The organism is Streptomyces tubbatahanensis, assembly GCF_022699385.1.
In the GTDB taxonomy this organism is placed as follows: domain Bacteria; phylum Actinomycetota; class Actinomycetes; order Streptomycetales; family Streptomycetaceae; genus Streptomyces; species Streptomyces diacarni.
In genome coordinates this window covers 1,288,034-1,312,254 of the sequence record NZ_CP093846.1, presented here as the reverse complement: position 1 = coordinate 1,312,254, position 24,221 = coordinate 1,288,034, and the positions used below count along the sequence as shown (strand labels likewise).

20 protein-coding genes and 1 pseudogene are annotated in these 24,221 nt (G+C 73.2%); 12 read left to right on the top strand and 9 right to left on the bottom strand.

Annotation, left to right across the window (positions count from 1 at the left end; all coding sequences use genetic code 11):
• The first annotated feature begins 81 nt into the window (after positions 1 to 81).
• A complete protein-coding gene (locus MMF93_RS05630; protein ID WP_274709426.1) occupies positions 82 to 1,860 on the top strand; it encodes an MFS transporter in 1,779 nt (592 codons plus the stop codon).
• A 97-nt stretch (positions 1,861 to 1,957) separates the two neighbouring features.
• Here MMF93_RS05630 and MMF93_RS05625 read toward each other — a convergent pair whose 3' ends face one another.
• The 3 genes from MMF93_RS05625 to MMF93_RS05615 form a co-directional block, all read right to left on the bottom strand.
• Complete coding sequence (locus tag MMF93_RS05625; protein WP_181860781.1) at positions 1,958 to 2,830, bottom strand: 3-hydroxybutyryl-CoA dehydrogenase; 873 nt, start codon at positions 2,828 to 2,830, stop codon at positions 1,958 to 1,960.
• A gap of 271 nt (positions 2,831 to 3,101) precedes the next feature.
• Complete coding sequence (locus MMF93_RS05620) at positions 3,102 to 3,302, bottom strand: DUF1918 domain-containing protein (RefSeq protein ID WP_242749950.1); 201 nt, start codon at positions 3,300 to 3,302, stop codon at positions 3,102 to 3,104.
• 46 nt (positions 3,303 to 3,348) lie between these two features.
• Positions 3,349 to 4,476: a DMT family transporter gene (locus MMF93_RS05615; protein WP_341483236.1), complete on the bottom strand. Its 1,128-nt coding sequence runs from the start codon at positions 4,474 to 4,476 to the stop codon at positions 3,349 to 3,351.
• Between MMF93_RS05615 and MMF93_RS05610 the strand changes: the two genes are divergently transcribed.
• Positions 4,475 to 5,935: an aminotransferase-like domain-containing protein gene (locus tag MMF93_RS05610; protein WP_242749949.1), complete on the top strand. Its 1,461-nt coding sequence runs from the start codon at positions 4,475 to 4,477 to the stop codon at positions 5,933 to 5,935. The genes MMF93_RS05615 and MMF93_RS05610 overlap by 2 nt on opposite strands.
• An 80-nt stretch (positions 5,936 to 6,015) precedes the next feature.
• Positions 6,016 to 9,732 (top strand): WD40 repeat domain-containing serine/threonine-protein kinase, encoded by a 3,717-nt coding sequence (locus tag MMF93_RS05605; protein ID WP_242749948.1) that lies wholly within the window; start codon positions 6,016 to 6,018, stop codon positions 9,730 to 9,732.
• 55 nt (positions 9,733 to 9,787) lie between these two features.
• Here the strand turns inward: MMF93_RS05605 and MMF93_RS05600 are convergent, their stop codons facing one another.
• The 3 genes and pseudogenes from MMF93_RS05600 to MMF93_RS05590 form a co-directional block, all read right to left on the bottom strand.
• On the bottom strand, positions 9,788 to 10,774 hold the full coding sequence (locus MMF93_RS05600; protein ID WP_242749947.1) for an aldo/keto reductase: 987 nt from the start codon (positions 10,772 to 10,774) through the stop codon (positions 9,788 to 9,790).
• Between the two features lie 195 nt (positions 10,775 to 10,969).
• Complete coding sequence (locus MMF93_RS05595) at positions 10,970 to 11,680, bottom strand: class I SAM-dependent DNA methyltransferase (protein ID WP_242749946.1); 711 nt, start codon at positions 11,678 to 11,680, stop codon at positions 10,970 to 10,972.
• Between the two features lie 70 nt (positions 11,681 to 11,750).
• Positions 11,751 to 11,855 (bottom strand): annotated as a pseudogene (locus MMF93_RS05590) (transcriptional regulator); the annotation flags it as partial.
• Positions 11,856 to 11,942: 87 nt separating this feature from the next.
• Here MMF93_RS05590 and argC point away from each other — a divergent pair.
• Genes argC through MMF93_RS05565 form a run of 5 tightly spaced genes read left to right on the top strand, consistent with a single transcriptional unit; the run spans position 11,943 to position 16,908 of the window.
• Complete coding sequence (argC, locus tag MMF93_RS05585) at positions 11,943 to 12,989, top strand: N-acetyl-gamma-glutamyl-phosphate reductase (RefSeq protein ID WP_242749945.1); 1,047 nt, start codon at positions 11,943 to 11,945, stop codon at positions 12,987 to 12,989.
• Entirely contained in the window at positions 12,986 to 14,158 is a 1,173-nt protein-coding gene (gene argJ / locus MMF93_RS05580; RefSeq protein WP_242749944.1) for a bifunctional glutamate N-acetyltransferase/amino-acid acetyltransferase ArgJ, read from the top strand. Before argC ends, argJ begins: the two co-directional genes overlap by 4 nt.
• On the top strand, positions 14,155 to 15,132 hold the full coding sequence (argB, locus tag MMF93_RS05575) for an acetylglutamate kinase (protein WP_242749943.1): 978 nt from the start codon (positions 14,155 to 14,157) through the stop codon (positions 15,130 to 15,132). Before argJ ends, argB begins: the two co-directional genes overlap by 4 nt.
• On the top strand, positions 15,129 to 16,337 hold the full coding sequence (locus MMF93_RS05570) for an acetylornithine transaminase (RefSeq protein WP_242749942.1): 1,209 nt from the start codon (positions 15,129 to 15,131) through the stop codon (positions 16,335 to 16,337). The genes argB and MMF93_RS05570 overlap by 4 nt, the downstream gene beginning before the upstream one ends.
• A gap of 43 nt (positions 16,338 to 16,380) precedes the next feature.
• Entirely contained in the window at positions 16,381 to 16,908 is a 528-nt protein-coding gene (locus MMF93_RS05565; RefSeq protein ID WP_114020694.1) for an arginine repressor, read from the top strand.
• 103 nt (positions 16,909 to 17,011) lie between these two features.
• On the opposite strand, the gene MMF93_RS05560 is transcribed toward MMF93_RS05565, so the two are convergent.
• The 3 genes from MMF93_RS05560 to MMF93_RS05550 form a co-directional block, all read right to left on the bottom strand.
• Complete coding sequence (locus tag MMF93_RS05560; RefSeq protein ID WP_242757273.1) at positions 17,012 to 17,377, bottom strand: DoxX family protein; 366 nt, start codon at positions 17,375 to 17,377, stop codon at positions 17,012 to 17,014.
• Between the two features lie 302 nt (positions 17,378 to 17,679).
• Complete coding sequence (locus tag MMF93_RS05555) at positions 17,680 to 18,675, bottom strand: bile acid:sodium symporter family protein (RefSeq protein ID WP_242749941.1); 996 nt, start codon at positions 18,673 to 18,675, stop codon at positions 17,680 to 17,682.
• A gap of 78 nt (positions 18,676 to 18,753) precedes the next feature.
• On the bottom strand, positions 18,754 to 19,638 hold the full coding sequence (locus MMF93_RS05550; RefSeq protein WP_242749940.1) for an SCO6745 family protein: 885 nt from the start codon (positions 19,636 to 19,638) through the stop codon (positions 18,754 to 18,756).
• Between the two features lie 72 nt (positions 19,639 to 19,710).
• Here MMF93_RS05550 and MMF93_RS05545 point away from each other — a divergent pair, with 72 nt between their 5' ends.
• The 4 genes from MMF93_RS05545 to MMF93_RS05530 all read left to right on the top strand — a co-directional run bounded on the left by MMF93_RS05545 (position 19,711) and on the right by MMF93_RS05530 (position 24,163).
• The gene (locus MMF93_RS05545; RefSeq protein WP_242749939.1) at positions 19,711 to 20,091 is read left to right on the top strand and encodes a DUF488 domain-containing protein; all 381 of its coding nucleotides are present in this window, start codon (positions 19,711 to 19,713) and stop codon (positions 20,089 to 20,091) included.
• Positions 20,092 to 20,192: 101 nt separating this feature from the next.
• A complete protein-coding gene (locus tag MMF93_RS05540; RefSeq protein ID WP_242749938.1) occupies positions 20,193 to 21,389 on the top strand; it encodes an argininosuccinate synthase in 1,197 nt (398 codons plus the stop codon).
• Between the two features lie 118 nt (positions 21,390 to 21,507).
• Positions 21,508 to 22,935 carry an argininosuccinate lyase gene (gene argH, locus MMF93_RS05535; protein WP_242749937.1) on the top strand — a complete coding sequence of 476 codons (1,428 nt, stop codon included), beginning with the start codon at positions 21,508 to 21,510 and terminating at the stop codon, positions 22,933 to 22,935.
• A gap of 256 nt (positions 22,936 to 23,191) precedes the next feature.
• The gene (locus MMF93_RS05530) at positions 23,192 to 24,163 is read left to right on the top strand and encodes an aldo/keto reductase (RefSeq protein ID WP_242749936.1); all 972 of its coding nucleotides are present in this window, start codon (positions 23,192 to 23,194) and stop codon (positions 24,161 to 24,163) included.
• Positions 24,164 to 24,221 lie beyond the last annotated feature (58 nt).

Sequence of the window (24,221 nt, the reverse complement as noted above, 5' to 3'; positions counted from 1 at the left end):
GACGAGGTGGCAGCAGCGAACTCATCATCCCGTCCGGCGGACGCTCCGCTCCGCAGCCTGATCCCTGCACGTATCGACCGGATGCCCTGGTCCGGCTTCCACACGAAGATGATCGCGGCGCTGGGCTGTGCGTGGATCCTCGACGGGCTGGAGATCACGGTCGCCAGCTCGGTCACCTCGATCCTCACCCAGGAGGACACCCTTGGGCTGTCCTCCAGCGAAGCGGGTCTGATCGCGACCGTCTACCTGGTCGGACAGGTGACGGGGGCGCTCTTCTTCGGGCGGATGGCCGACAGGTTCGGGCGCCGGAAGCTCTTCCTGCTCACGTTCGGCGTCTACCTGTTCGGCAGCGGCATGACCGCGCTGACCTACGGACAGGGCCCCGGCTGGGACGCCTACCTGTACCTGACCCGCTTCGTCGCCGGCACCGGCATCGGCGGGGAGTACGCCGCCATCAACTCGGCCATCCAGGAGATGATGCCCGCCCGCTTCCGCGGCCGGGTCGACCTGCTGGTCAACGGCACCTACTGGGCGGGCGCCATCGTCGGCACCCTCGCCGAGCTGATGATCCTCGCCTACTTCGACGACACCGTCGCCTGGCGCATCGGCTTCCTGCTCGGCCCGGTGCTCGGCTTCTCCGTGCTGTTCGTACGCCGCCATCTGCCGGAGAGTCCACGCTGGCTGATCATGAACGGGAGGGAGGCCGAGGCGGAGGCCGCGATCGGCCGCATCGAGGAGGCGGTGCGCCGGCACGGCAAGAAGCTGCCGCCGGTCGACGAGAAGGACGCCATCGAGATCAGCGAGTCGGCGCACAGCACCTACGTGACGCTGCTGCGGGTGCTCTTCAGGGAGTACCCCAAGCGCGCCGTGCTGGCCTCGACCCTGATGATCACCCAGTCGTTCCTCTACAACGCGATCTTCTTCACCTACACGCTGGTGCTCACCACGTTCTACGGCGTCTCCGCCGCGAGCGCACCGATGTACCTGCTGGCCTTCGCCGCCGGCAACCTGCTCGGGCCCATCGTGCTGGGCCCCCTCTTCGACATCGTCGGCCGCCGCTGGCTGATCGCCGGCACCTATCTCTTCTCCGGGTGCGCGCTGGCGGTGACCGCCTCCCTGTTCGCGGCGAACGTCCTGACGGCGACCACCCAGACCGTCGCCTGGTGCGTGATCTTCTTCTTCGCCTCGGCCGGCGCGTCCTCGGGCTATCTGACGGCGGGAGAGATCTTCCCGCTGGAGGTCCGCGGCAAGGCCATCGCGCTCTTCTTCGCCATCGGGCAGGCCGCGGGGGCGACGGGCCCCTACCTGTACGGCTGGCTGATCGGCGACGGCAGCAACCGCGGCAGACTCTACGTCGGGTTTCTCGTCGGCGCGATCATCATGGTCATCGGCGGTCTGGCGGAGACCTTCCTCGGCGTGGACGCCGAACGCAAACCGCTGGAGTCGGTCGCCAAGCCCCTCTCCGTCGTGCGCACGTCGGTCGGCGCGGCGCGCAGGCGGACGGTGCGCAAACTGCGCAAACCGGGGGAGCGGCCGGGCGCACCACCCGGCGCGGGCGCACCACCGGACGCCGGACCACCACCGGGCAGGGAGCAGCCACCGGGCGGGGCGCCGGGTACGGGCGCGGGGGCGCCGCCGGGCACGGGCGCGGGCGTGCCGCCCGTGGCGGGCGTGCGTGAGGCGGCCGAGGCCGGTGCGGCGCTCGGCTCGGGACCGGTCGAGCCGGAGCCCGCCGCGCTCCCCGACGAGGCCTCGAAGGCGTCGCCCGGGGCCACTCCGGACGGCACCGCTGCCAAGGCGAAGGACAAGAACGACCCCGATCCCGGGGACGAGCCGACGGCCGACACGCCCGCGGTGTGAACCGGCCGCGGCGCCGGGCGCCCACCGTCCGGCACCTACCGCCTGCCCTGGATCTCCGCGTTCCGCCGGGTCCGGGGCAGGCCTCTCGTCGGGGTGCTCAGGAGTAGGCGTAGAAGCCGGCGCCCGCCTTGCGGCCCAGGCGGCCCGCGTCGACCATCCGCTGGAGCAGCGGGGGAGCGGCGTACAGCGGCTCCTTGAACTCCGTGTACATCGAGTCGGCGACCGAGGCGACGGTGTCGAGACCGATGAGGTCGGCGAGCTTGAGGGGGCCCATGGGGTGGGCGCAGCCCAGCTCCATGCCGTTGTCGATGTCCTCGCGGCTGGCGATGCCGGACTCGAACATCCGGATGGCGGAGAGTAGGTACGGGATCAGCAGCGCGTTGACGACGAACCCTGACCGGTCCTGCGCCCGGATGGTGTGCTTGCCCAGCGTCCCGCCGACGACCGCCTCGGCGCGCTTGATGGTCTCCTCGCCGGTCGTCAGCGCCGGGATCAGCTCCACCAGCCGCTGTATCGGGGCCGGATTGAAGAAGTGGATGCCGATGACCTGGTCGGGGCGCGAGGTGGCGACGGCGAGCTTCACCAGCGGGATCGAGGAGGTGTTCGACGCCAGGATCGCCTCCGGGCTGGTCACCACCTGGTCGAGCACCTGGAAGATCTCGGTCTTGACCTGCTCGTTCTCGATGACGGCCTCGATGACGAGGTCACGGTCGGCGAAGTCGCCCAGATCCGTGGTGAAGGTCAGCCGCTCCAGCGTCTCGTCGCACTCCTGACGGCTCATCTTCCCCCGGTCGGCCGCCTTGCCGAGCGAGTTGACCAGCCGGGTGCGACCGATCTCCAGGGCCTCGCCGGTCGTCTCCGCGACCAGCACGTCGAGCCCGGACCGCGCGCACACCTCCGCGATGCCCGCACCCATCTGGCCACAGCCCACCACTCCGACGCGCTCCACGCCGGCTACAGACTCCGTCACCTCGTGCCTTTCGCTGATCTTCACGGTCCGCAGCGGCCGTTCGCCGGCCTCTCGGAGCACCGGGCGCAGCCGCTTCGCCGCCCGACGTTACCTGTGGGGGAACGCCGGAGGCAGACCGGGTGCGAAAGGTCACCTATGCGTGCTCTGCGTGGTCGGGGGAGGCGCTGGGGCCGGGGCGGCGAAGCCGCGTGCGGCGCGGCGCCCGGTGCGGGCACCGCGCCAGGCGGCCGCGCCGATCCGCCTCAGCGCCGTGCGTGCACTTCCAGCCGGCTCAGCGCTGTCCCTGCCCGTGCGGTTCCTGCACCACGGAGTCCGGGCCGGGGGAGACCACCGCCTCGTGGCCGTCGTCGAAGCGCACGCGGTACGGGGGCTCGCCCCTCGTGCCCATCACCTCGACGATCGTCGCCGTCCTGTCCTGCTGTCCCACGGTCCGCCCGTGCATCAGCAGTTCGTCGCCCGTGTTGGCTCGCATGGCATGTACCTCCACTCGCTCTTCGGAGTCCGCCTGCCGCGCGGTCTCACGCGCGGGTGCGCTGTACGACCACGATGCACACCAGCACGGCGAGCGCCGCCGCGGGTGCGGCGGGAGTCAGGCGTTCGCCGAGCAGCAGCACCGCCCATACCAGCGTAAGCAGCGGCTGCGCCAACTGCACCTGACTCGTCCTGGAGACGCCGACGAGCCCCATCGCCCGGTACCAGAACAGCAGCCCGAGGAACTGCGAGCCCAGCGCGCTCCACGCCAGGCCCACCGCCGCCTGCCCCGTCAGCGCCACCGGCTCGTACGCCAGCGCGAGGGCGCTGCCCGCGGCGGCCAGCGGCAGGCAGCCCACCAGCGCCCAGCCGATGACGTGCGCGGCGGGGAGCTCCCGTGCCAGCTTGCCGCCCTCGGCGTACCCGGCGGCGCAGAGCAGCAGCGCCCCGCACAGGAAGAGGTCGCCGACGCCGGGCGCGCCGCCGCTCTGGTACAGCGCGAAGGCGACCACCACCGCGGCGCCCGCCAGCGCGGCCCCCCAGAAGGCGGGCGAGGGCCGCGCTCCGGTGCGCAGCGAGGAGTAGACGGCGGTGGTCAGCGGCAGCAGCCCCACCACGACAGCGGCGTGCGAGGTCGTCGAGGTCCGCAACGCCAGCGTCGTCAGCAGGGGGAAGCCGATCACGACGCCCGACGCGGCGACCGCGAGCCCCGCCCAGTGCCGGCGGGCGGGCAGCGGCACCCGCCGCACCCTCAGCGTCGCTGCGGCGATCAGCCCGGCTGTCAGCATCCGCAACGCGGTCGCCGTCCAGGGACCGAACCCGCGCAGTGACCAGTCGGTGGCGGGGAAGGTCAGCGAGAAGCAGACGACACCGGCGACGGCCAGCCACACCCCGGCACGGCCCGCCTTCTCCGCGCGGCCCGCCTTCTCCGCGCGGCCGGCCGGTCCGGAGCGGTCGGCCGCGTCCGAGGGCGCGGCCGGGCCCGCGTCCGGCTCCGCGCCGGCGTTCGCGCCTGGGTCGGGCCCGCCCGTCCCCGCCGGGTGGGCCGCACCCGCCGGGTGGGTGGCCCCCGCCGGGTGGGCGGCTCCCACCGGGTGGGTGGCCCCCGCCGTGCCGGTGTCCTGGGGCGGGGCCGTTATCCCCGGCTCATCGATAGCGCTATCCTGTGCTCTCATGTCTGAGCGTAGCAGTGTCGCCGCGCTGGCCGAATGGTTGCGTGGGGAGCTGGATCGCTACTCGCCGGGCGAGAAGCTGCCGTCCAGCCGGGCTCTCGTGCAGCGGTTCCGCGCCAGCCCCGTGACCGTCTCGCGGGCGCTTGCGGTACTGGCCGCCGAGGGGCTGGTCGTCACCAGGCCGGGTGCCGGAGTGTTCAGGGCCGAGGCCCGGCGCGCCGACGCGGCGTGCGGACAGCGGGGCGACACCTCGTGGCAGGAGGTCGCCCTGAGCGCCGACGCCTCCGCCGACCAGGCACCCCGCAGCGTGGAGGCGGGCGGTGTGACCGCGACGCTCGACAGGCCGCCGCCCGGCGTGCTGGAGCTGAACGGCGGCTACCTGCCCCCCGGCCTCCAGCCCGAGAAGGCACTGGCCGCCGCCCTCGCCCGCGCGGCCCGGCGCCCGGGAGCCTGGGGCAGGCCGCCGGTCGAGGGTCTTGAGGAGCTGCGCGGCTGGTTCGCCCGGGAGATCGGCGGGATCGCCGGGACGGTGGCCCCCGGCGACGTCCTGATCACCGCGGGCGGACAGTCGGCGATCACCACCGCGCTGCGCGCGCTGGCGCCCCCGGGGGCCGCCGTGCTGGTCGAGTCGCCCACCTACCCCGGCATGCTGGCCGCTGCCCGCGCCTCGGGGCTGCGCCCCGTGCCGGTTCCCGTGGACTCCGAGGGCGTGCGCCCCGATCTGCTGGCGGCGGCGTTCAGGGCCAGCGGCGCCCGCGCCCTGGTCTGCCAGCCGCTGTTCCAGAATCCGACGGGCGCGGTGCTGAGCCCGCTGCGGCGCGGCGAGGTGCTGCGTACGGCGCGAGCGGCGGGCGCCTTCGTGGTGGAGGACGACTTCGCCAGGAACCTCGCGCACGAGGACGCGGACCCGCTGCCGCCCACGCTGTGCGCCGAGGACCCGGACGGCGTGGTCGTCCACATCCGGTCCCTGACCAAGGCGACCTCGCCCAGCCTGCGCGTGGGCGCGCTCGCCGCGCGCGGGCCGGTGTGGGAGCGGTTGCGCGCCATCCAGATCGTCGACAGCTTCTTCGTCCCGCGGCCGCTCCAGGAGGCGGCGCTGGAACTGGTCGGTGCGCCGGCCTGGGCCCGGCATCTGCGCGCCGTGAGCACGGAGTTGCGGATACGCCGAGAGATCATGCTGGGCGCACTGGCCCGCGAGGTGCCCGCGCTCCACCTCGACCACGCCCCGCGCGGCGGCTACCACCTGTGGCTGCGGCTCCCGGACGGTACGGACGAGGCCACACTGGCCGCCGCCGCGCTGCGCGCCGGGGTGGCGGTCGCGCCCGGCGCCCCCTACTTCGCCGCGGAATCCCCCGCCCCGCACCTGAGGGTGACGTTCGCGCCCGCGGCGGCGGAGAGCGACATCGTCGAGGGCGTCCGGCGCCTGGGCGCGGCCTGTGACCAGGTGCTGGCGGGCAGGTAGCCCTTCCGGTCGCAACTCCTTGGTGCTCGTGCTCACTTCTGTACGATCATGGCGGATCAAGCCGACCGGAGGTGTACCGCATGCCACCCACCGAAGAGGGGCGCGCGAGCCGGGAGTTGCTGGCCTCCGACGCCCCGCAGCGCATCGGCCCCTACTGGCTGGCGTCGCTGCTCGGAGCCGGCGGGCAGGGGGTGGTCTACGAGGCGTACGACAGCGCCGGGGAGCGCTGTGTGGTCAAGGTTCTGCGGGCGGAGGGCGCGGCACAGGACTTCGCCAAGGACAGATTCCGCAAGGAGGTCGAGGCGGCGCAGCAGGTCGCGTCCTTCTGCACGGCCCGTGTGCTGGCCGCGGATCCTCAGGCCGATCCCCCGTACATCGTCAGCGAGTTCATCAACGGCCCTGATCTGCAGGCAGCGGTCCGCCGGGACGGCCCGCTGGGCGGTGACGAGCTGGTCCGCCTGGCCACCGGGATCGCCACCGCGCTGGCCGCCATCCACGCCGCGTCCGTGGTGCACCGGGATCTGAAGCCGGCCAACGTGCTGCTCGGTCCCGACGGGCCCCGCGTCATCGACTTCGGAATCGCCCGTACGCAGGAGATGTCGCTCACCGAGACGGGCAAGGTCATGGGCACACCCGGCTACATGGCGCCGGAGGTGCTGCGGGGCGCCCGGGCGGATGAGAAGAGCGATGTCTTCGCCTGGGGCGCCGTCGTGCTGTTCGCGGCGAGCGGCCAGGCCCCCTTCCACGGTGAGCATCTCGGCGAGATCGTCGTGCGGGTCACCGAGCTGGAGCCCGACCTCACGCCCGTCCCCGAACGGCTGCGGTCCTTGGTGGGCGCCGCGCTGTCCAAGGACCCTGCCTACCGGCCAGGCTCGAGTGACCTGCTGCTGGGGCTGCTGGCCGGCGGCGCGCGGGAGGCTCCGGCAACGGATCTGTTGTCCCAGGGCGCCCGCGCGGCGGCGCTGCCGTATCCCTTCGGACACGCCCCCGCGCTCCTGCCGGACTGGGGCGAGATGGCCGAGCACGCGTTCAGGGGGCTGGAGCCCGCGGCCCAGGAGGCGGCGGAAGAGGTCCTGCTGCGGCTCGTGGTCCCGGGCGAGGCGCCCGACGGCTCGCAGGACGGGGTGCGCACCGCCTCCCGGCAGGAACTGCTGGCGGGCCGTCCCGCTGCCGAGTCGGCCGCTGTCCAGCAGGCGCTGGACGCCCTCACCGCGCAGTCGGTGCTGATCCGCGAGCCCGACGGGTCCGTCCGCCCGGCCAGCGCGGCGCTGCACCGGGCATGGCCCCGGCTGGCTGCCTGGACCGCCGAACACCGCACCGTCCTGCGTGTACTGCGCAGGACGGGCGAGGCGGCGCGGGCGTGGGACGAGGACGGACGGGACCTCGACCACCTCCAGCAGGGCAAGGTGCTGCGCGCTGCCCTGGACCAGGCCGCCACGGCGCACACCGCGCTGCGGCCGAACCGCCTGGAGCGTGAGTACCTGGCCGCGGCCCGCGCGCACGAGTCCCGCAGGCACCGTCAGCGCCGCCGGCTGCGCGGCGGGATAGCGGTCCTGCTCGTGATGGCCCTGGCGGCGAGTATCGCCGCCTGGCGGTTCCAGCGTGCGAACGACGAGCAGCGGGCTCGCGCCACCTCGCGGGATGTCGCGTCGGTGGCCGAGGGCATGCGGGGCAGCGACCCCGAGCTCGCCGCGCTGCTGAGCATCGCGGCCTGGCGGGTCTCTCCTTCCGACGAGGCGCGTGCGGGGCTGTACCAGTCGGCCTGGCAGCGCGAGAAGGCCCGCTTCAAGGACCCCACGGAAGAGCCGTCGGGTTTCGAATCAGGTATCGCGCGGACGCTGTCCCGCAACGGCCGCGTCCTGGTGTCCCAGACGACGGGAACGCTGGACGACACCATGGGCCGCTTCGACGTCCGCACCAAGAAGCGGCTCCCGCTGCGCACGGGCGGCGTGCCGGTGGAGGAGTTCGCCGTGGTCGCGGCGGACGGCAGGTACGCGGCGACGAGTGACGGCACGGTACGGGACCTCGAAACCGGTGAACGGACAGGGAAGCCGCTGGCCTCCGGCCAGAGCGTCGTGGCGCTTGCGACCGGCGGGGCCCGCATGCTCGTCCGTACCGAGGAGAGCGAGCTCTCCGTCATCGACACCCGCACCGGCCGCACCCTGCGCACGGTGCCCGACGAGTACGCCGCCCTCACCGAGAACGGGCGCCACCTGTTCTCCTGCCGCACAGGCCACCGCCCGGTCCTGTACGACCTGACCCACGGCAGCTCGACCGAGCTGCGAGCCCGGGACGCCGAAGTGTGCGGCGATGCGACCTCCGTCTCCTCCAGCGTCGACGGCGGCAAGCTGGCGACCCTCAGCAACGGGGAGCTGTCCACGTGGAACACCCGGACGGGGAAGCTGCTGTCGACCACCACCCTGGAGTCCGACGACGCCTCCGGTGAGCCGCCGGCCGACGGAGCCCTCACCATGAGCGCGGACGGGCGGACGGTGGCCACCATGGCCGACGGCAGCATCGTCGTGGCCCGCGGCACCGACCTGGACCACCCCCTGCTCACGCACAAGGCGCACACGCCGGGCGAGTCGGCAGTCTCCATGCCCACCGCCGGCTTGCTCGCCATCGACTCCCGGGCCCGCGAACTGCACTACGTGGACGGCGCCTCGGTGCACACGCTGGACCTCAGGGCGCTGGACCTCCCCAGGGAGAAGGCCTGGAGCACCATCAGCCACTACGGACCCGAAGCCGAGAGCCTCGTGACCGCACACACCGTCAAGGGCGCCTCCCGCCTGCGGACCTGGGCGGTGCGCGGTACGGCGGAGCGAGAGAAACAGCCGGACGCTCCGGCGCCGACGCGACCGCTCCACGACTTTCCCGCGCGGGCACGCGCGCCTTTGGGAACGTCCCACGGAGAGGGCCAACTGCCCTCCACGCTCAGCCCCGACGGCACGACGCTGGCCTACCCCTACGACGAAGTGCCGTCGGGGTCGTCGTTCAAGGTCGTCATCCAGGACCTGCGCGACGGGAAACCCGAACACCGCCTCGTCGATCTGGGCGGGCCGAAACGGGGCTCGGCCGAGGCACTGGCCTTCAGCAGCGACGGCCGGACGCTCGCCGTGAGCCGCACAGCGGGAGAGGGCCGCAGCGCGTGGTCCATCGACATCATCGACGTCCCGGCCGGCAAGAAGACCCGCACCGTGAAGGGCACCGGTGGCCACTGGCTCGCCCTGGGCGGCACGGGCGACGACCTCGTCCTCGTGACGAGTTCGGGCGACCGCGTGGACCCGAGGACGGGGAAGACGCACCCCAGGGCGCTCGGAACCGCCGAGGTGACCGGCGTCGCCTTCAGCCCGGACGGGCAGACGCTGGCCGTCAGCGAGCCGGACGGGATCGCGCTGTGGAATCACGACGCGACCCAGCGGTCGGGGCGCCTGCCTGGCCCGGACGAGGTGTCCGACGGCCAGGCCACGCGGCTGCGGTTCTCCCCGGACGGCCGCTCGCTCGCCGGCGTCGTGGAGGACAAGCGCGTCCAGCTCTGGGACGTGCCCTCAAGGCGGAAGCTGGGCGGCCTCCTGCCCGGGGCCGAAGCCGAGCTGCTCGACGTGGCGTTCGACGAGCGGGGCGCTCTGCACCTGGCCGGAGACCGGGTCCGCTCGCACACGATGAGCCTCGACCCGGACGAGCTGGCCGACGCGATCTGCCGCCGGGTCCACCGCCCGAAGAACCTGACGCGGGCCGAGTGGAAGCAGAACGTGCCCGGTGTGCCCTACCGCGAGGTCTGCGACGGAGACGAGTGAGACCGGCTCGCCCATGGACGACACCGGGGCGCGCCCGGCGGAGGGGCGGAGCCGCTCACCCGTTGACGAAGGACAGGCTGCCCTCGTCGTAGCGGGCACCGGCGACCTGGTCGCGGGGCGCGGCCGCCTCGATCGCCGCCAGCTCTTCCCCGGTGAGCGCGAGGTCGAGCGCCTCGACGTTCTCCTCCAGGTAGGCGCTCCGCCGGGTGCCGGGGATCGGCACCACGTCCTCGCCCCGGTGCTGCACCCACGCCAGCGCGAGCTGCCCGGCGGTGACCCCGCGCTGTGCGGCGAGCTCGGTCAGACGCTGGACGATCGCGAGGTTCCGGTCGAAGTTGCCGTCGGCGAACCGGGGCATCTTCCGCCGCGCGTCCGTCTCCTCCATGGCGTCGACGGAGGCGTAACGGCCGGTCAGGAAGCCGCGGCCCAGCGGTGAGAACGGCACGACGCCGATGCCGAGTTCGCGGCAGACCGGTGCGATCTCCTCCTCGATGTCGCGGGTCCACAGCGACCACTCGCTCTGCAGGGCGCTGATCGGATGGACGGCGTGGGCGCGCCGCAGTGTGGCCGCGCTCGCTTCGGAGAGCCCGAGGTGGCGCACCTTGCCCTCGGCCACCAGTTCGGCCATGGCGCCGACGGTCTCCTCGATCGGCACCCGGGGGTCGACGCGGTGCTGGTAGTAGAGGTCGATGTGGTCGGTGCCCAGCCGTCGCAGTGAGGCCTCGCACGCCTGCCGGACCCAGGCGGCGTCGCCCCGGATGAGCGTGGCCTCGCCCAGCTTGTTGGCGAACCCGAACTTGGTGGCCAGTACCACCTCGTCGCGGCGGCCCGCGACGGCCCGGCCGACGAGCTCCTCGTTGTGGCCCGCGCCGTAGAAGTCGGAGGTGTCCCAGAGGGTGACGCCGAGGTCCAGGGCGTGGTGGAGGGTGGCGATGGACGTCTGGTCGTCGGCCGAGCCGTAGCCGTGGCTCATGCCCATGCAGCCGAGCCCCTGCCCGGGGACGGTCAGTGCGCCCAGCCGGCGCGTGGGGAGGGTGGTCATGCGGGTGCCTCCGTGATGCTGTGGTGGTCTGTGGTGTTGCGGGTGGCCCGTTGCACTGCGGTGGTCCGTTCACTGCGGGCGTCCGTTGTACTGCGGCACCGTGGTGCGCGGAGCGCCGCGTATGTTCAGGTCGCCGACCCTAGGACTTGGAGCGCACTCCAGGGCAAGCGCACACCTCGCCGGGGGCGGTCCCGCTCACGCCTCACCGTCCCGCTGCCACACCAGGGCGGCCGAGACCGGATGGTTGCGGTACTTCTCCCACTGGGGTTTGGCCTCCAGCCAGCGCTCGTCCACGAGCCCCTCGTGCATCTCCACGAGCCGCCACCCGGCCCCCAGCCCCGCCGTCACATGGTCGCTGAGTAGGTGGACGTGGGTGCTGATCGCGATGTGTTCGCCCGAGTCGTCGGTGAAGTGGGTCGGCATGCCGGAGGCCATGATGAAGTGCGGATGGAACGCGACGACGACGCACTTCCCCCCGGGCGCCGCGATCCTGCCGGCCTCGGCGTAGTAGGGGCCCAGTTCGGGCAGGTGTTCGTCGATGAGCGAGGAGATCACCAGGTCGTAGGCGCCGGACTCCAGACCGGTGGCCCGTACGTCGCCCTCCACGAGCCGGTCGTGCACGCCCTTGGCGCGGGCGACCCGCAGCATCCCGGGCGTCAGATCCACCCCGTCCAGCGTGCCCGAGACGCCCCGCTGCCGCAGCCAGGCGCCGGTCCGCCCCGTGCCGCAGCCGAGGTCGGCCACGCGGCGCAGGCCACCCCAGTCGACGGCGGTCAGCTCCTCCAGCAGCGCGAGGTCCATCACGTCCTCGACGGTGTCCTCGTAGGTGCCGACCCACTGGCCGTATCCGGTGGCGACGTCCACAGTGCGGTAGCCGCGGGTGTCGAAGTCGGAGAAATCGAGCATGCCCGCGAGTATCGCCGGGAGCGGCGCGCACCGCACCGGGGTTTGTGGACCGCTCGCCGGCCGGTGCGGGTCAGTCGGCCGTCCGGTGTGCGGCTCCGTCGGATGCCTGGGCGGCCGCCCAGGAAGCGAGCAGACGCAGCCCCTCTTCGGAGGGGGAGCCGGGCTCCGCGGCGTAGCTGGCCCGCTCCCGCCCGTTGATCACACCATTCATTGCATAAAACTGCTGTCATGCGTATAGTCATGCCTCCGAGGAGGAGGTCCCATGACAGTGCGTGCGGCAGTGGCGGGTGCGAGCGGGTACGCGGGGGGTGAACTCCTGCGTGTGCTGGCCGGGCACCCCGAAGTCGAGGTGGGGGCGCTGACCGGCAACAGCAACGCGGGGCAGCGCTTCGGGGCGCTGCAGCCGCACCTGGTGCCGTTCGCCGACCGCGTGCTGGAGGAGACCAGCGCCGAGGTGCTGCGCGGCCACGACGTGGTCTTCCTCGCGCTCCCGCACGGTCAGTCCGCCGCCGTCGCCGAGCAGCTCGGCACCGCCACGGAAGGGCCGCTCGTCATCGACTGCGGAGCCGACTTCCGGCTGGCCGACGCCGCCGACTGGGAGCGCTACTACGGCACCCCGCACGCCGGCACCTGGCCCTACGGGCTGCCCGAGCTGCCCGGCGCCCGTGCGGCGCTGCGCGGCAGCAAGCGCGTGGCCGTGCCCGGATGCTTTCCCACGGCCGTCTCCCTCGCGCTGGTGCCCGCCTTCGCGGGCGCCCTCGCCGATCCGGAGGCCCCCGACGCGGTGATCGTCGCCGCGACCGGCACCTCGGGAGCGGGCAAGGCCCTCAAGCCGCACCTGCTGGGCAGCGAGGTGATGGGCTCGATGAGCCCGTACGGCGTCGGTGGTGTCCACCGGCACACCCCCGAGATGATCCAGAACCTCTCGGCGGCCGCAGGGCGGCGCGTCAGCGTCTCCTTCACCCCGACCCTGGCGCCCATGGCGCGCGGCATCCTCGCCACCTGCAGCGCCAAGGCCGCGCCGGGCACGACGGCCGAGCAGCTGCGCGCCGTCTACGAGAAGGCGTACCAGGACGAGCCGTTCGTCACCGTGCTCCCCGAGGGGCAGTGGCCTGCCACCGCCTCGGTCGTCGGCTCCAACTCCGTGCATCTGCAGGTGACGCACGATACGGACGCGGGCCGTCTCCTGGTCGTCGCCGCCGTCGACAACCTCACCAAGGGCACCGCGGGCGGTGCCGTCCAGAGCATGAACCTCGCCCTCGGCCTGGACGAGGGGCTGGGACTTTCCACGATCGGAGTCGCACCATGAGCGTGACAGCGGCCAAGGGCTTCACGGCGGCCGGGATCGCCGCCGGGATCAAGGAGAGCGGGGGCCTCGACCTCGCGCTCGTCGTCAACACCGGGCCGAGCCGTGCGGCGGCCGGGGTCTTCACCGCCAACCGCGTCAAGGCGGCCCCTGTCCTGTGGTCCGAGCAGGTACTGGGGGACGGGCGGCTGTCCGCCGTGGTCCTCAACTCCGGAGGCGCCAACGCCTGCACGGGCGCGCCCGGTTTCCAGGACGCCCACGCCACCGCGGAGAAGGTCGCCGAGGAGCTGACGGCGGCCACCGGCACCGAGCACGGCGCGGGTGAGGTCGCCGTCGCCTCCACCGGGCTGATCGGGCTGCGGCTGCCGATGGACAAGCTGCTGCCGGGCGTCGGTGCGGCGACCTCGGCGCTGTCCGAACACGGCGGCGAGAAGGCGGCCCTCGCCATCAAGACGACCGACACGGTGCACAAGACGGCCCGGGTCTCCAGCCCCGCGGGATGGACCGTGGGCGGCATGGCCAAGGGCGCGGGCATGCTCGCGCCGGGGCTGGCCACCATGCTGGTCGTCCTGACCACCGACGCCGACCTGTCCGCCGAGGAGCTGGACGCGGCGCTGCGCGGCGCGACCCGCACCACCTTCGACCGCATCGACTCCGACGGCGCCATGTCCACCAACGACACGGTGCTGCTGATGGCCTCGGCGGCGAGCGGGGTACGCGCCGAGCGGGCCGAGTTCGCCGAGGCGGTGCGCGCGGTCTGCGACGACCTGGGCCAGCAGCTGATCCACGACGCGGAGGGCGCCACCAAGGACATCCGCATCGAGGTCGTGAACGCCGCGAGTGAGGACGAGGCCGTGACGGTCGGGCGCACCATCGCCCGCAACAACCTCTTCAAGTGCGCCGTGCACGGCGAGGACCCCAACTGGGGCCGGGTGCTGGCGGCCATCGGCACCACGGACGCCGCCTTCGACCCCGACGCGCTGGACGTCGCCATCAACGGCGTCCAGGTCTGCCGCGCGGGCGCGGTCGGAGAGGACCGAGACAAGGTCGACATGCGCTTCCGCGAGGTCCGGGTGACCGCCGACCTGCACGCGGGCTCCGCGTCCGCCGTCATCTGGACCAACGACCTGACGGCCGACTACGTCCACGAGAACAGCGCCTACTCGTCATGAGCACAAGCGAGGCGAGCACCCGCAAACACACCGCGCTGCCCAAGGTGCAGACCCTCATCGAGGCGCTGCCCTGGCTGACCCGGCACCACGGGCGGACCGTCGTCATCAAGTTCGGCGGCAACGCCATGGTGGACGAGGAGCTGAAGGCGGCCTTCGCGCAGGACGTCGTCTTCCTGCGCCACGCGGGCCTGCGCCCGGTGGTGGTGCACGGCGGCGGCCCGCAGATCAGCAAGCAGCTCGACGCGCTCGGCCTGGAGTCCCAGTTCCGTGCCGGGCTGCGGGTGACCACGCCGGAGACGATGGACGTGGTGCGGATGGTGCTGGCCGGGCAGGTGCAGCGCGAGCTGGTCAACCTGCTCAACCAGCACGGTCCGCTGGCCGTCGGCATGACCGGGGAGGACGCCCGCATCATGGCGGCCACCCGGCACTTCGCCGAGATCGACGGCGAGGCGGTCGACCTGGGCCGGGTGGGCAGCATCACCTCCGTCGACACCGGCGCGATCGAGGCGCTGCTGGACGACGGCCGCATCCCGGTGATCTCGTCCATCGCCCACAGCGCGGACGCCGGCGACGGCGGGGTCTTCAACGTCAACGCCGACACCGCGGCCGCCGCGCTCGCCGCGGCGCTGGGCGCCGAGACGCTGATGGTCCTCACCGACGTGGAGGGCCTGTACGCGGACTGGCCGCGCAGCGACGACGTGATCAGCGAACTGACCGCCTCCCAGCTGGAGAAGCTGCTGCCGGAGCTGGCCAGCGGGATGGTCCCCAAGATGGAGGGCTGCCTGTACGCGGTGCGCGGCGGCGTGCACACCGCACGGGTGCTGGACGGGCGGGTGCCGCACTCCATCCTGCTGGAGATCTTCACGGACGAGGGGATCGGCACCATGGTCGTGCCCGACGCCGTCCCGGAACCCAGGCCGCAGGCACCTGACGACCTTCGGACACAGCAACGGAACGCGGAGGGCCCCGCATGACCATCGCCCACGACAACTCCGCCCTCACCGGCAGGTGGCAGGGCGCGCTGATGAACAACTACGGCACCCCGCGCATCCCGCTGACCCACGGCGAGGGGGCCCAGCTGTGGGACGTGGAGGGCAGGCAGTACACGGATCTCGTCGGCGGGATCGCGGTCAACGCGCTGGGCACGGGACACCCGGCCGTCGTCCGCGCCGTCTCCGACCAGATCGCCACCCTCGGCCACGTCTCCAACCTCTTCATCGCCGAGCCGCCCGTCGCGCTCGCCGAGAAGCTGCTGGAGGTGGCGGGCAGGTCGGGCAAGGTGTACTTCGCCAACTCCGGCGCGGAGGCCGTGGAGGCCGTCTTCAAGATCGGCCGGCGCACCGGACGCAGCCACATGGTCGCGGCCCAGGGCGGCTTCCACGGCCGCACCATGGGGGCACTCGCGCTGACCGGGCAGCCCGGCAAGCAGGACCCGTTCCGCCCGCTGCCCGGCGACGTCACCCACGTCCCCTACGGCGACGTCGAGGCGCTGCGCGCGGCGGTCACCGACCAAACGGCCTTCGTGATCCTGGAGCCCGTCCAGGGGGAGATGGGCGTGGTGCCGCCCCCCGCGGGCTACCTGGCCGCCGCCAGGGAGATCACCGCCGCCACCGGCACGCTGCTGGTCGTGGACGAGATCCAGACCGGCGTCGGCCGGACAGGCCACTGGCTCGCCTGCCAGGCGGAGGGTGTCGAGCCCGACCTGGTCACACTCGCCAAGGGGCTGGGCGGCGGGCTGCCGCTGGGGGCCACGCTCGCCTTCGGGGACGCGGCCGAGCTGCTGGAGCCCGGCCAGCACGGCTCCACCTTCGGCGGGAACCCGGTCGCCTGCGCGGCCGGACTCGCCGTCCTGGAGACGATCGCGGCCGACGGGCTCCTCGACCACGTCAAGCGCGTCGGCACCCGGTTGCGCGAGGGCATCCTCGGGCTGGACCACCCGAGCGTCGCTCAGGTCCGCGGTGCGGGGCTGCTGCTGGGTATTGTGCTCACCGAGCCGATCGCGCCGCGCGCGCAGCAGGCCGCTCAGGACGCGGGTTTCCTGGTGAACTCCGTCGCCCCGGACGTCGTCAGGATCGCCCCGCCGCTGATCCTCACCGAGGCGGAGGCGGACGCGTTCGTGCGGGCACTGCCCGCCGTCCTCGACGCGGCGGGCGGCGACGGAGCCGGCCGGGAGCGATGAGACACGCGGTGACGCGGAACAGATGAAGAGGGGTACGCGCACGATGACCGAGGAGCACCAGGCGGGGCAGGCCGTCCCGCAGACGCGGATGGCCCGCCACCGCCGGATCGTCGACATCCTCAACCGGCAGGCGGTCCGCTCCCAGAGCCAGCTGGCCAAGCTGCTGGCCGACGACGGGCTCACGGTCACGCAGGCGACCCTCTCCCGGGACCTCGACGAGCTGGGCGCCGTCAAGATCCGCAACACCGGGGGCGAGCTGATCTACGCGGTCCCCGCCGAGGGCGGGGACCCCACCCCCCGGGCTCCGCTGGGCGAGTCGGCCACCGAGGCGCGGATGGCGCGGCTGGCGGGCGAGCTGCTGATCACCGCTGAGGCCTCCGCGAACCTCGTGGTGCTGCGTACCCCGCCGGGAGCCGCGCAGTTCCTGGCGTCCGCCATCGACCAGGCGGGGGTGCACGAGATCATCGGGACGATCGCGGGCGACGACACCCTGCTGCTGATCAGCCGCGATCCGGTCGGCGGCCAGGCCTTGGCCGACCACCTGCTGGCGCTGGCGCAGAAGGAGCGCTGAGCGCGCGCCGCCAGGCCTCGCCCGGAGCGGGCCGGGCGCCGGCCTCGCGGAACGGCCGGTCAGTCGGCCGGGCCTCGCGGAGCGGCCGGTCGGGCTGGGCCGGTCAGTCCCGTGCGCCTTCGTGCGCCGCCGCGGCCTCGGCGGCGCCCTGGCGGGCGGCCAGCAGTGCCCAGGCGGCGAGCGGCACCTGGAGGGGAAGGCGGCCGTAGGCGAGGGCCTTCAACGGCGCGGGGCGGTTGCGCCAGTCGTAGGCCATCTGCACGTTGGCGGGGAAGACGGCCGCGATGAGTCCGGCAGCGGCGAGCCCGCCGGCCCTGCGCGTGCGGGGGAAGGCGAGTGCGGCGGCCACGGCGAGTTCGGCGGCGCCGCTGGCGTAGGTGTAGGCGCGGGCCTTCCCCGGGAGGGAGCGCGGCACGATCGTGTCGAACGGTTTCGGCGCGAGGAAGTGCAGCGCCCCCATGCCGCCCATCACGCGGGCGAGGGAGCGGGCGGGATCGAATGACACGGGCGAGCCTCCGTCGGTCTGCGGCCACTGGGCTGGTCGGCGCCCGGGGAGGCGCGCCGGGAGCCACCGTAGTTACCTACCGGTAGGAATGGGAAGAGGGGGCCGCCGTCCGGGGTAACCCCGGGTAACGGTGCGAGACGGCCCCGCCTCGCCCGGCGCGGCCCCGCCTCGCCCGGCGCGGCCCCGCCTCGCCCGGCGCGGCCCCGCCTCGCCCGGCGCGGCCCCGCCTCGCCCGGCGGCCCAGTCTCACCCCGCGGCCCCGCGTCTCAGCCCTTCTTCCGCGACAGCCAGGCCGCCGCGAGCGCGCCAGAGACGTTGTGCCACACGGAGAAGACCGCGGCCGGCAGCGCGGCCAGCGGGCTGAAGTGCGCCGTGGCCAGCGAGGCGGCGAGCCCCGAGTTCTGCATGCCGACCTCGAACGCCATGGCGCGGCTCGAGGGTTCGCCGAGCCGGGCCAGCCGCCCCGCTCCGTACCCGAGGGCCAGCCCGAGCCCGTTGTGCAGCACGACCGCGAGCATCACCAGCGCCGCGGCGGACTTGATGGCGTCCGCGCTGCCCGCGACGACCACGGCCACGATGACGGCGATGGTCAGCGCGGAGAGCCACGGCAGCACGGGCAGCGCCCTGGTGACCAGCCGCGAGGCCACCAGCCGCACCACCAGCCCCGCCAGCACCGGCAGCAGCACCGTCTTGAGGATGTCGACCACCATCGACCCCGCGTCCACCGGCAGGTACTCGCCCGCCAGCAGCAGCGTCAGCGGCGGCGTCACCAGGGGTGCGACCACCGTCGAGACCGTGGCGACCGACACCGACAGCGCCACGTCGCCCCGCGCCAGGTACGTCACGACGTTGGAGGCGGTGCCGCTCGGCGCGCAGCCGACGAGGATCACACCGGCGGCCAGCTGCGGGGACAGGTCGAGCGCGTGGGCGACCAGCCAGCCCAGCCCCGGCATGAACACGTAGTGCGCGACCAGCCCGAGCGCCACCGCCCACGGCCGTTTCGCCACGCCCCGGAAGTCCTGCGGCGTCATCGTCACGCCCATGCAGAACATCACCACTCCGAGCAGGTACGGCACCGCCTCGCCGCCACCCGCGAAGGTGCCGGGCGCGAGGAGGCCGAGCACGCCGGCCAGGAGGACCAGTACGGGGAAGACGGTCACCGCGCGGCGCGCGCCGCGCTGCTCGGCCGCGGCGGGGGAGAGGGCGGCAGGACCGGCGGGGTCCTCCGGGTCCGGGGAGGCGTTCTGCTGTTCGGTTCGCACCCGGAGAGAAAACGCCCGGCCTGGGCGGGTGTGCAAGGCCGTCTCGCGATGTGACCGCCCCCGGGCGGTGGTCCGGTCTCAGCGGGGGGCGGGGGTGGGCACGGTGAGGATGCCCAGTGTCGAGTGGGTGGGCAGCAGTCCTGTTTCCAGGACGGCCGTAAGGACGGGGCGGCTCAGCTGGGCGAGCCGTGCGCACCCCGCGTCGCCGAGAACCCGGTACGGCGCGGCCGCCAACTCGTCCGTCCGCCGCTCCACCTCGTCGCGCAGGGCCCGCCCGGCATCGGTGGCGGCCCCGTCCGCGTCCACCAGCCCCCGCGCGGCGAGCCGCTCACGGGCGGCGGCCCACTCCTGTGCGCTCCAGCCGCGCGAGGCGAAGTTCTCCACGGGTGCGGCACCGATCGCGGCGAAGGAGACCAGCGCCTCGCAGCCGTCCAGTCCTGCGGTCAGGAGCGCGGCGAGGTGGCCGTCGCCCCGGTGCTCGCGCAGGATGTTCGCCGCCTGCCACAGCGCCAGGTGCGGCTCCTTCGGCCAGGGCAGCGCCGCGTTGGCGGCGGCGAGCGGGCGCCCGGCGAGGTCGGCGGCCTCGGCGGCCGTCCTGGCCAGCGCCGCCGCCTCGGTGAGGCCGTCCTCGGTGATCCGGTCGCCGAGGACGGCGCGCAGCGCCGCGTCCACGCCTCGGGAGCGTGCCGCCAGTACCGCCTCGGGTGTGGCCGTCTGCCAGGCCGCGGGTACGTGGGCGGCGACCGTGCGCGGACTGAAGCTGTAGAAGGTGGCGGTCACCGTCTCGGGGGCGGCGGGCCCGAGCGGCGCCGCCCGCAGGGCGAAGTAGGACGGCCAGCGCTCGGTGGTGTCGTAGCCGAGCGCGGTGGTCTCCGCGGCGACCTGGGGAGCGAAGTACACGGAGGCGTAGACGGGTTCGAGCTGGTGCCACGTCTGCCGCGCGAGACTCGGGAAGTCGGCCATGGCGGTAAGGTAACGGCCAATGTGAACAGCGTCAACATGCGGGCGTGCCGCTCGTGCGCGCACTCTGGCGTCATGGCAGCCAAGAAGAAGCCGAAGATCCAGGTGCGGCGCGTCTACGAGGAGCCGCGGCCCGAAAGCGACGGCGTCCGGGTGCTGGTCGACCGGGTGTGGCCGCGCGGGGAGTCCAAGGAGAAGGCGGCGCTGGACGACTGGAACAAGGACGTCGCGCCCAGTACCGAGCTGCGCAAGTGGTACCGGCACGAGCCCGGCCGCTACGACGACTTCGCGCGGCGCTACCGGGCCGAGCTGGCCACCGAGGAGGGCGAGCGGGCGCTCGGCGCGCTGCTGGAGACCGCGTCGGGCGCCGGGACCCTGACGCTGGTCACGGCGGTGAAGGATCCCTCGATCGGGCACACCCGGGTGCTGGAGGAGGAGCTCAAGGACCGCCTCTGAGCGGAAGCGGGTCGCCGCGTCGCAGGTCAGGCATGCGTTGACGAAACATACGAGGGAGTGCATACTTATACCAGTCAGCGCATGCACGTAAGGAGAAGCCAGTGACCGAGCGCGTCGTACTCGCCTACTCCGGCGGCCTTGACACCTCAGTCTGCATCGGCTGGATCGCCGAGGAGACCGGTGCCGAGGTCGTCGCCGTCGCCGTCGATGTCGGCCAGGGCGGCGAGGATCTGGACGTCATCCGCAAGCGCGCGCTGGCCTGTGGCGCCGTCGAGGCCGAGGTCGCGGACGCCAAGGACGAGTTCGCCGACGAGTACTGCCTCCCGGCGATCAAGTCCAACGCGCTCTACATGGACCGCTACCCGCTGGTCTCCGCGCTGTCCCGGCCCACCATCGTCAAGCACCTGGTGGCCGCCGCGAAGAAGCACGGCGCCGGCACCGTCGCCCACGGCTGCACCGGCAAGGGCAACGACCAGGTGCGGTTCGAGGCCGGCATCTCCTCCCTGGCCCCCGACCTCAAGTGCATCGCGCCCGTCCGCGACTACGCCATGACCAGGGACAAGGCCATCGCCTTCTGCGAGGAGAAGGGCCTCCCCATCGCGACGAGCAAGAAGTCGCCCTACTCCATCGACCAGAACGTCTTCGGGCGCGCCGTCGAGACCGGCTTCCTCGAGGACATCTGGAACGCCCCGATCGAGGACGTGTACGACTACACCTCCAACCCCGCCACCCCGCGCGAGGCGGACGAGGTCGTCATCACCTTCTCCGCGGGCGTGCCCGTCGCCATCGACGGCAAGCCCGTCACGGTGCTCCAGGCGATCCAGCAGCTCAACGAGCGCGCCGGAGCCCAGGGGATCGGCCGGATCGACATGGTCGAGGACCGCCTGGTGGGCATCAAGTCCCGCGAGGTCTACGAGGCTCCCGGCGCCCTCGCGCTGATCACCGCGCACCAGGAGCTGGAGAACGTCACCGTCGAGCGCGAGCTGGCCCGCTACAAGCGGCAGGTCGAGCAGCGGTGGACCGAGCTGGTGTACGACGGCATGTGGTTCTCCCCGCTGAAGCGGGCGCTCGACGGCTTCATCACCGAGGCCAACCAGCACGTGTCGGGCGACGTCCGGATGACCCTGCACGGCGGGCGCGCCGTCGTGACGGGCCGGCGCTCCGAGCAGTCGCTGTACGACTTCAACCTGGCGACCTACGACACGGGCGACACCTTCGACCAGTCGATGTCGAAGGGCTTCATCGAGATCTTCGGCCTCTCCTCGAAGATGGCGGCCAAGCGCGACCAGCAGGCCTAGCCGACGTTCTCGCCCCGGCCCCTCCCCCCCACTGCTCTCTGCGGCGCACCCGCGGGGAAAGGCGAAGGGGAGGGGCCGGGGTACTCCCACCACCACAGGAGTCAGGAGCACCCCAGCAGTGACCAGCAACAACGAAGACGTCCGCCTGTGGGGCGGCCGCTTCGCGGACGGCCCGGCCGAGGCCCTCGAAAAGCTGTCCGCCTCGGTCCACTTCGACTGGCGACTGGCGCCGTACGACATCGCGGGCTCCCGCGCCCACGCCCGCGTCCTCCACACGGCGGGCCTGCTGACCGCCGACGAACTGCGCCAGATGATCGACGGCCTGGACGCACTCGAACAGGACGTCGCCTCCGGCGCCTTCCAGGGCACCCTCGCCGACGAGGACGTGCACACGGCCCTGGAACGCGGCCTGCTGAGTCGCCTCGGCAAGGACCTGGGCGGCAAGCTGCGCGCGGGCCGCTCCCGCAACGACCAGGTGGCCACGCTCTTCCGGATGTACCTGCGCGACCACGCCCGCGTCCTCGGCGGTCTGCTGGCCGACCTCCAAGGCGCGCTCGTCGGCCTCGCCGAGGCGCACCCCGACGTCGCGATGCCGGGCCGCACCCACCTCCAGCACGCGCAGCCCGTCCTGTTCGCGCACCACGTCCTCGCGCACGCGCAGGCCCTCGCGCGGGACGCCGAGCGGCTGCGCCAGTGGGACGCGCGCACCGCCGTCTCACCGTACGGCTCCGGGGCGCTGGCCGGGTCCTCCCTCGGGCTCGACCCGGAGGCCGTCGCCGCCGATCTCGGCTTCGAGGGCGGCAGCGCGGCGAACTCCATCGACGGGACGGCCTCCCGCGACTTCGTGGCGGAGTTCGCGTTCGTCACGGCGATGATCGGCGTGGACGTCTCGAAGATCGCCGAAGAGGTCATCATCTGGAACACGAAGGAGTTCTCCTTCGTCACGCTCCACGACGCCTTCTCGACCGGCTCGTCGATCATGCCGCAGAAGAAGAACCCCGACATCGCGGAGCTGGCCCGCGGCAAGTCCGGGCGGCTGATCGGCAACCTGACCGGTCTGATGGCGACGCTCAAGGCGCTGCCGCTGGCCTACAACCGCGACCTCCAGGAGGACAAGGAGCCGGTTTTCGACTCCCTCGACCAACTGGAGCTGCTGCTGCCCGCGTTCACCGGCATGATGGCCACCCTCACCGTGCACGGCGACCGGATGGCCGAGCTGGCCCCCGCCGGGTTCTCGCTGGCCACCGACGTCGCCGAGTGGCTCGTCAAGCGCGGCGTCCCCTTCCGGGTGGCGCACGAGGTCGCGGGTGCCTGCGTCAGGGAGTGCGAGAGCGCGGGCATCGAGCTGGACGAGCTGACGGACGAGCAGTTCGCCGCGCTCTCCGAGCACCTGACACCCGAGGTGCGCGAGGTGCTGAACGTGCCGGGCGCACTGGCGGCCCGCGACGGCAAGGGCGGTACGGCGCCCTCGGCGGTGGCGGCCCAGCTCGCCGACTTCCGCGCCGACCTGGACCGGCAGCGCCAGTGGGCGGACGCCAAGCGCTGACCCGTCGGCGCACACGGCGCACACGGCGCGCCACGCCGGCATGCGACGCCCGGCCACTGCCGGTACCCCGGTCGCCCGCGCCACGGTGCGGGCGACCGGGTGCGCCCGCGTCCGTCGTGGTACGGCCCGCCGGAGCCGACTACCGTGGTGCGGCAGCCGACCTGCCGGGTCGGGACCGCCGCCCGGCACCGCGCCGGGTTTCACACCGGAGCCGACGCCGACAGTGCCCCGAGGGCACCCGGCCGGGGAGATGCCGATGTCCTTCACCCGCCTCGCCGCCGCGACCACGCCGACGGCCCACCTCGGTCTGGGCCTGGCCGCGGTCGGCCGGCCCGCCTACCTCACGCTCGGCCGGGAGGCCCAGCTGCCCGCCGAGCGCGGCGTCGAGGCGCTGCGCGCCCGTACGCACGAGCTCTTGGACGCCGCCTACGCGCAGGGCGTGCGCTACCTCGACGTGGCCCGCTCCTACGGGCGGGCCGAGGAGTTCCTGGCCGGGTGGCTGCGCGCGCACCCGGAGGCCGACGACGTGGTGGTCGGCAGCAAGTGGGGCTACACCTACGTGGGGGAGTGGCGCACGGACGCCGAGGTGCACGAGGTCAAGGACCACGCGCCGGAGGCGTTCGAGCGGCAGCTCGCCGAGAGCCGCGCGCAGCTGGGCGACAGGATGGACCTGTACCAGATCCACTCCGTCACCCCCGACAGCCCGGCGCTGACCGACACCGGCCTGCACGAGCGGCTGGCCCGGCTCGCGGCGGACGGCGTCACGATCGGGTTCAGCACGAGCGGCCCCGCGCAGGCGGACGCCATCCGTGCGGCCCTGGAGGTCACCGTCGCGGGCGAGCCCCTCTTCCGTACCGTCCAGAGCACCTACAACCTGCTGGAGACGTCCGCGGCCGGCGCGCTGGCGCAGGCGCACGAGGCGGGGCTGACGGTCATCGTCAAGGAAGCGATGGCCAACGGGCGCCTGGCGGGCGGTCAGGAACCGCGTGACCTGCACATGGTGGCGCAGCAGACGGGCACGTCTCCTGACGCGGTGGCGCTCGCCGCGGTGCTGCGGCAGCCGTGGGCCCAGGTCGTACTGTCCGGCGCCGCCGACGTCGGGTCCCTCCACTCCAACCTGCTGGCCGCCGCCACCGAGCTGGACGAGGCCCAACTGGCCTCGCTGGCCGAGCTGGTGGAGGACCCGGAGGTCTACTGGCGGCGGCGCGCGGAGCTGCCCTGGCAGTGAAGTCCCAGGTCACCGGGGTGCCCACGGGTTTTTGCGTGCATGTCACACAGGTTTCGGG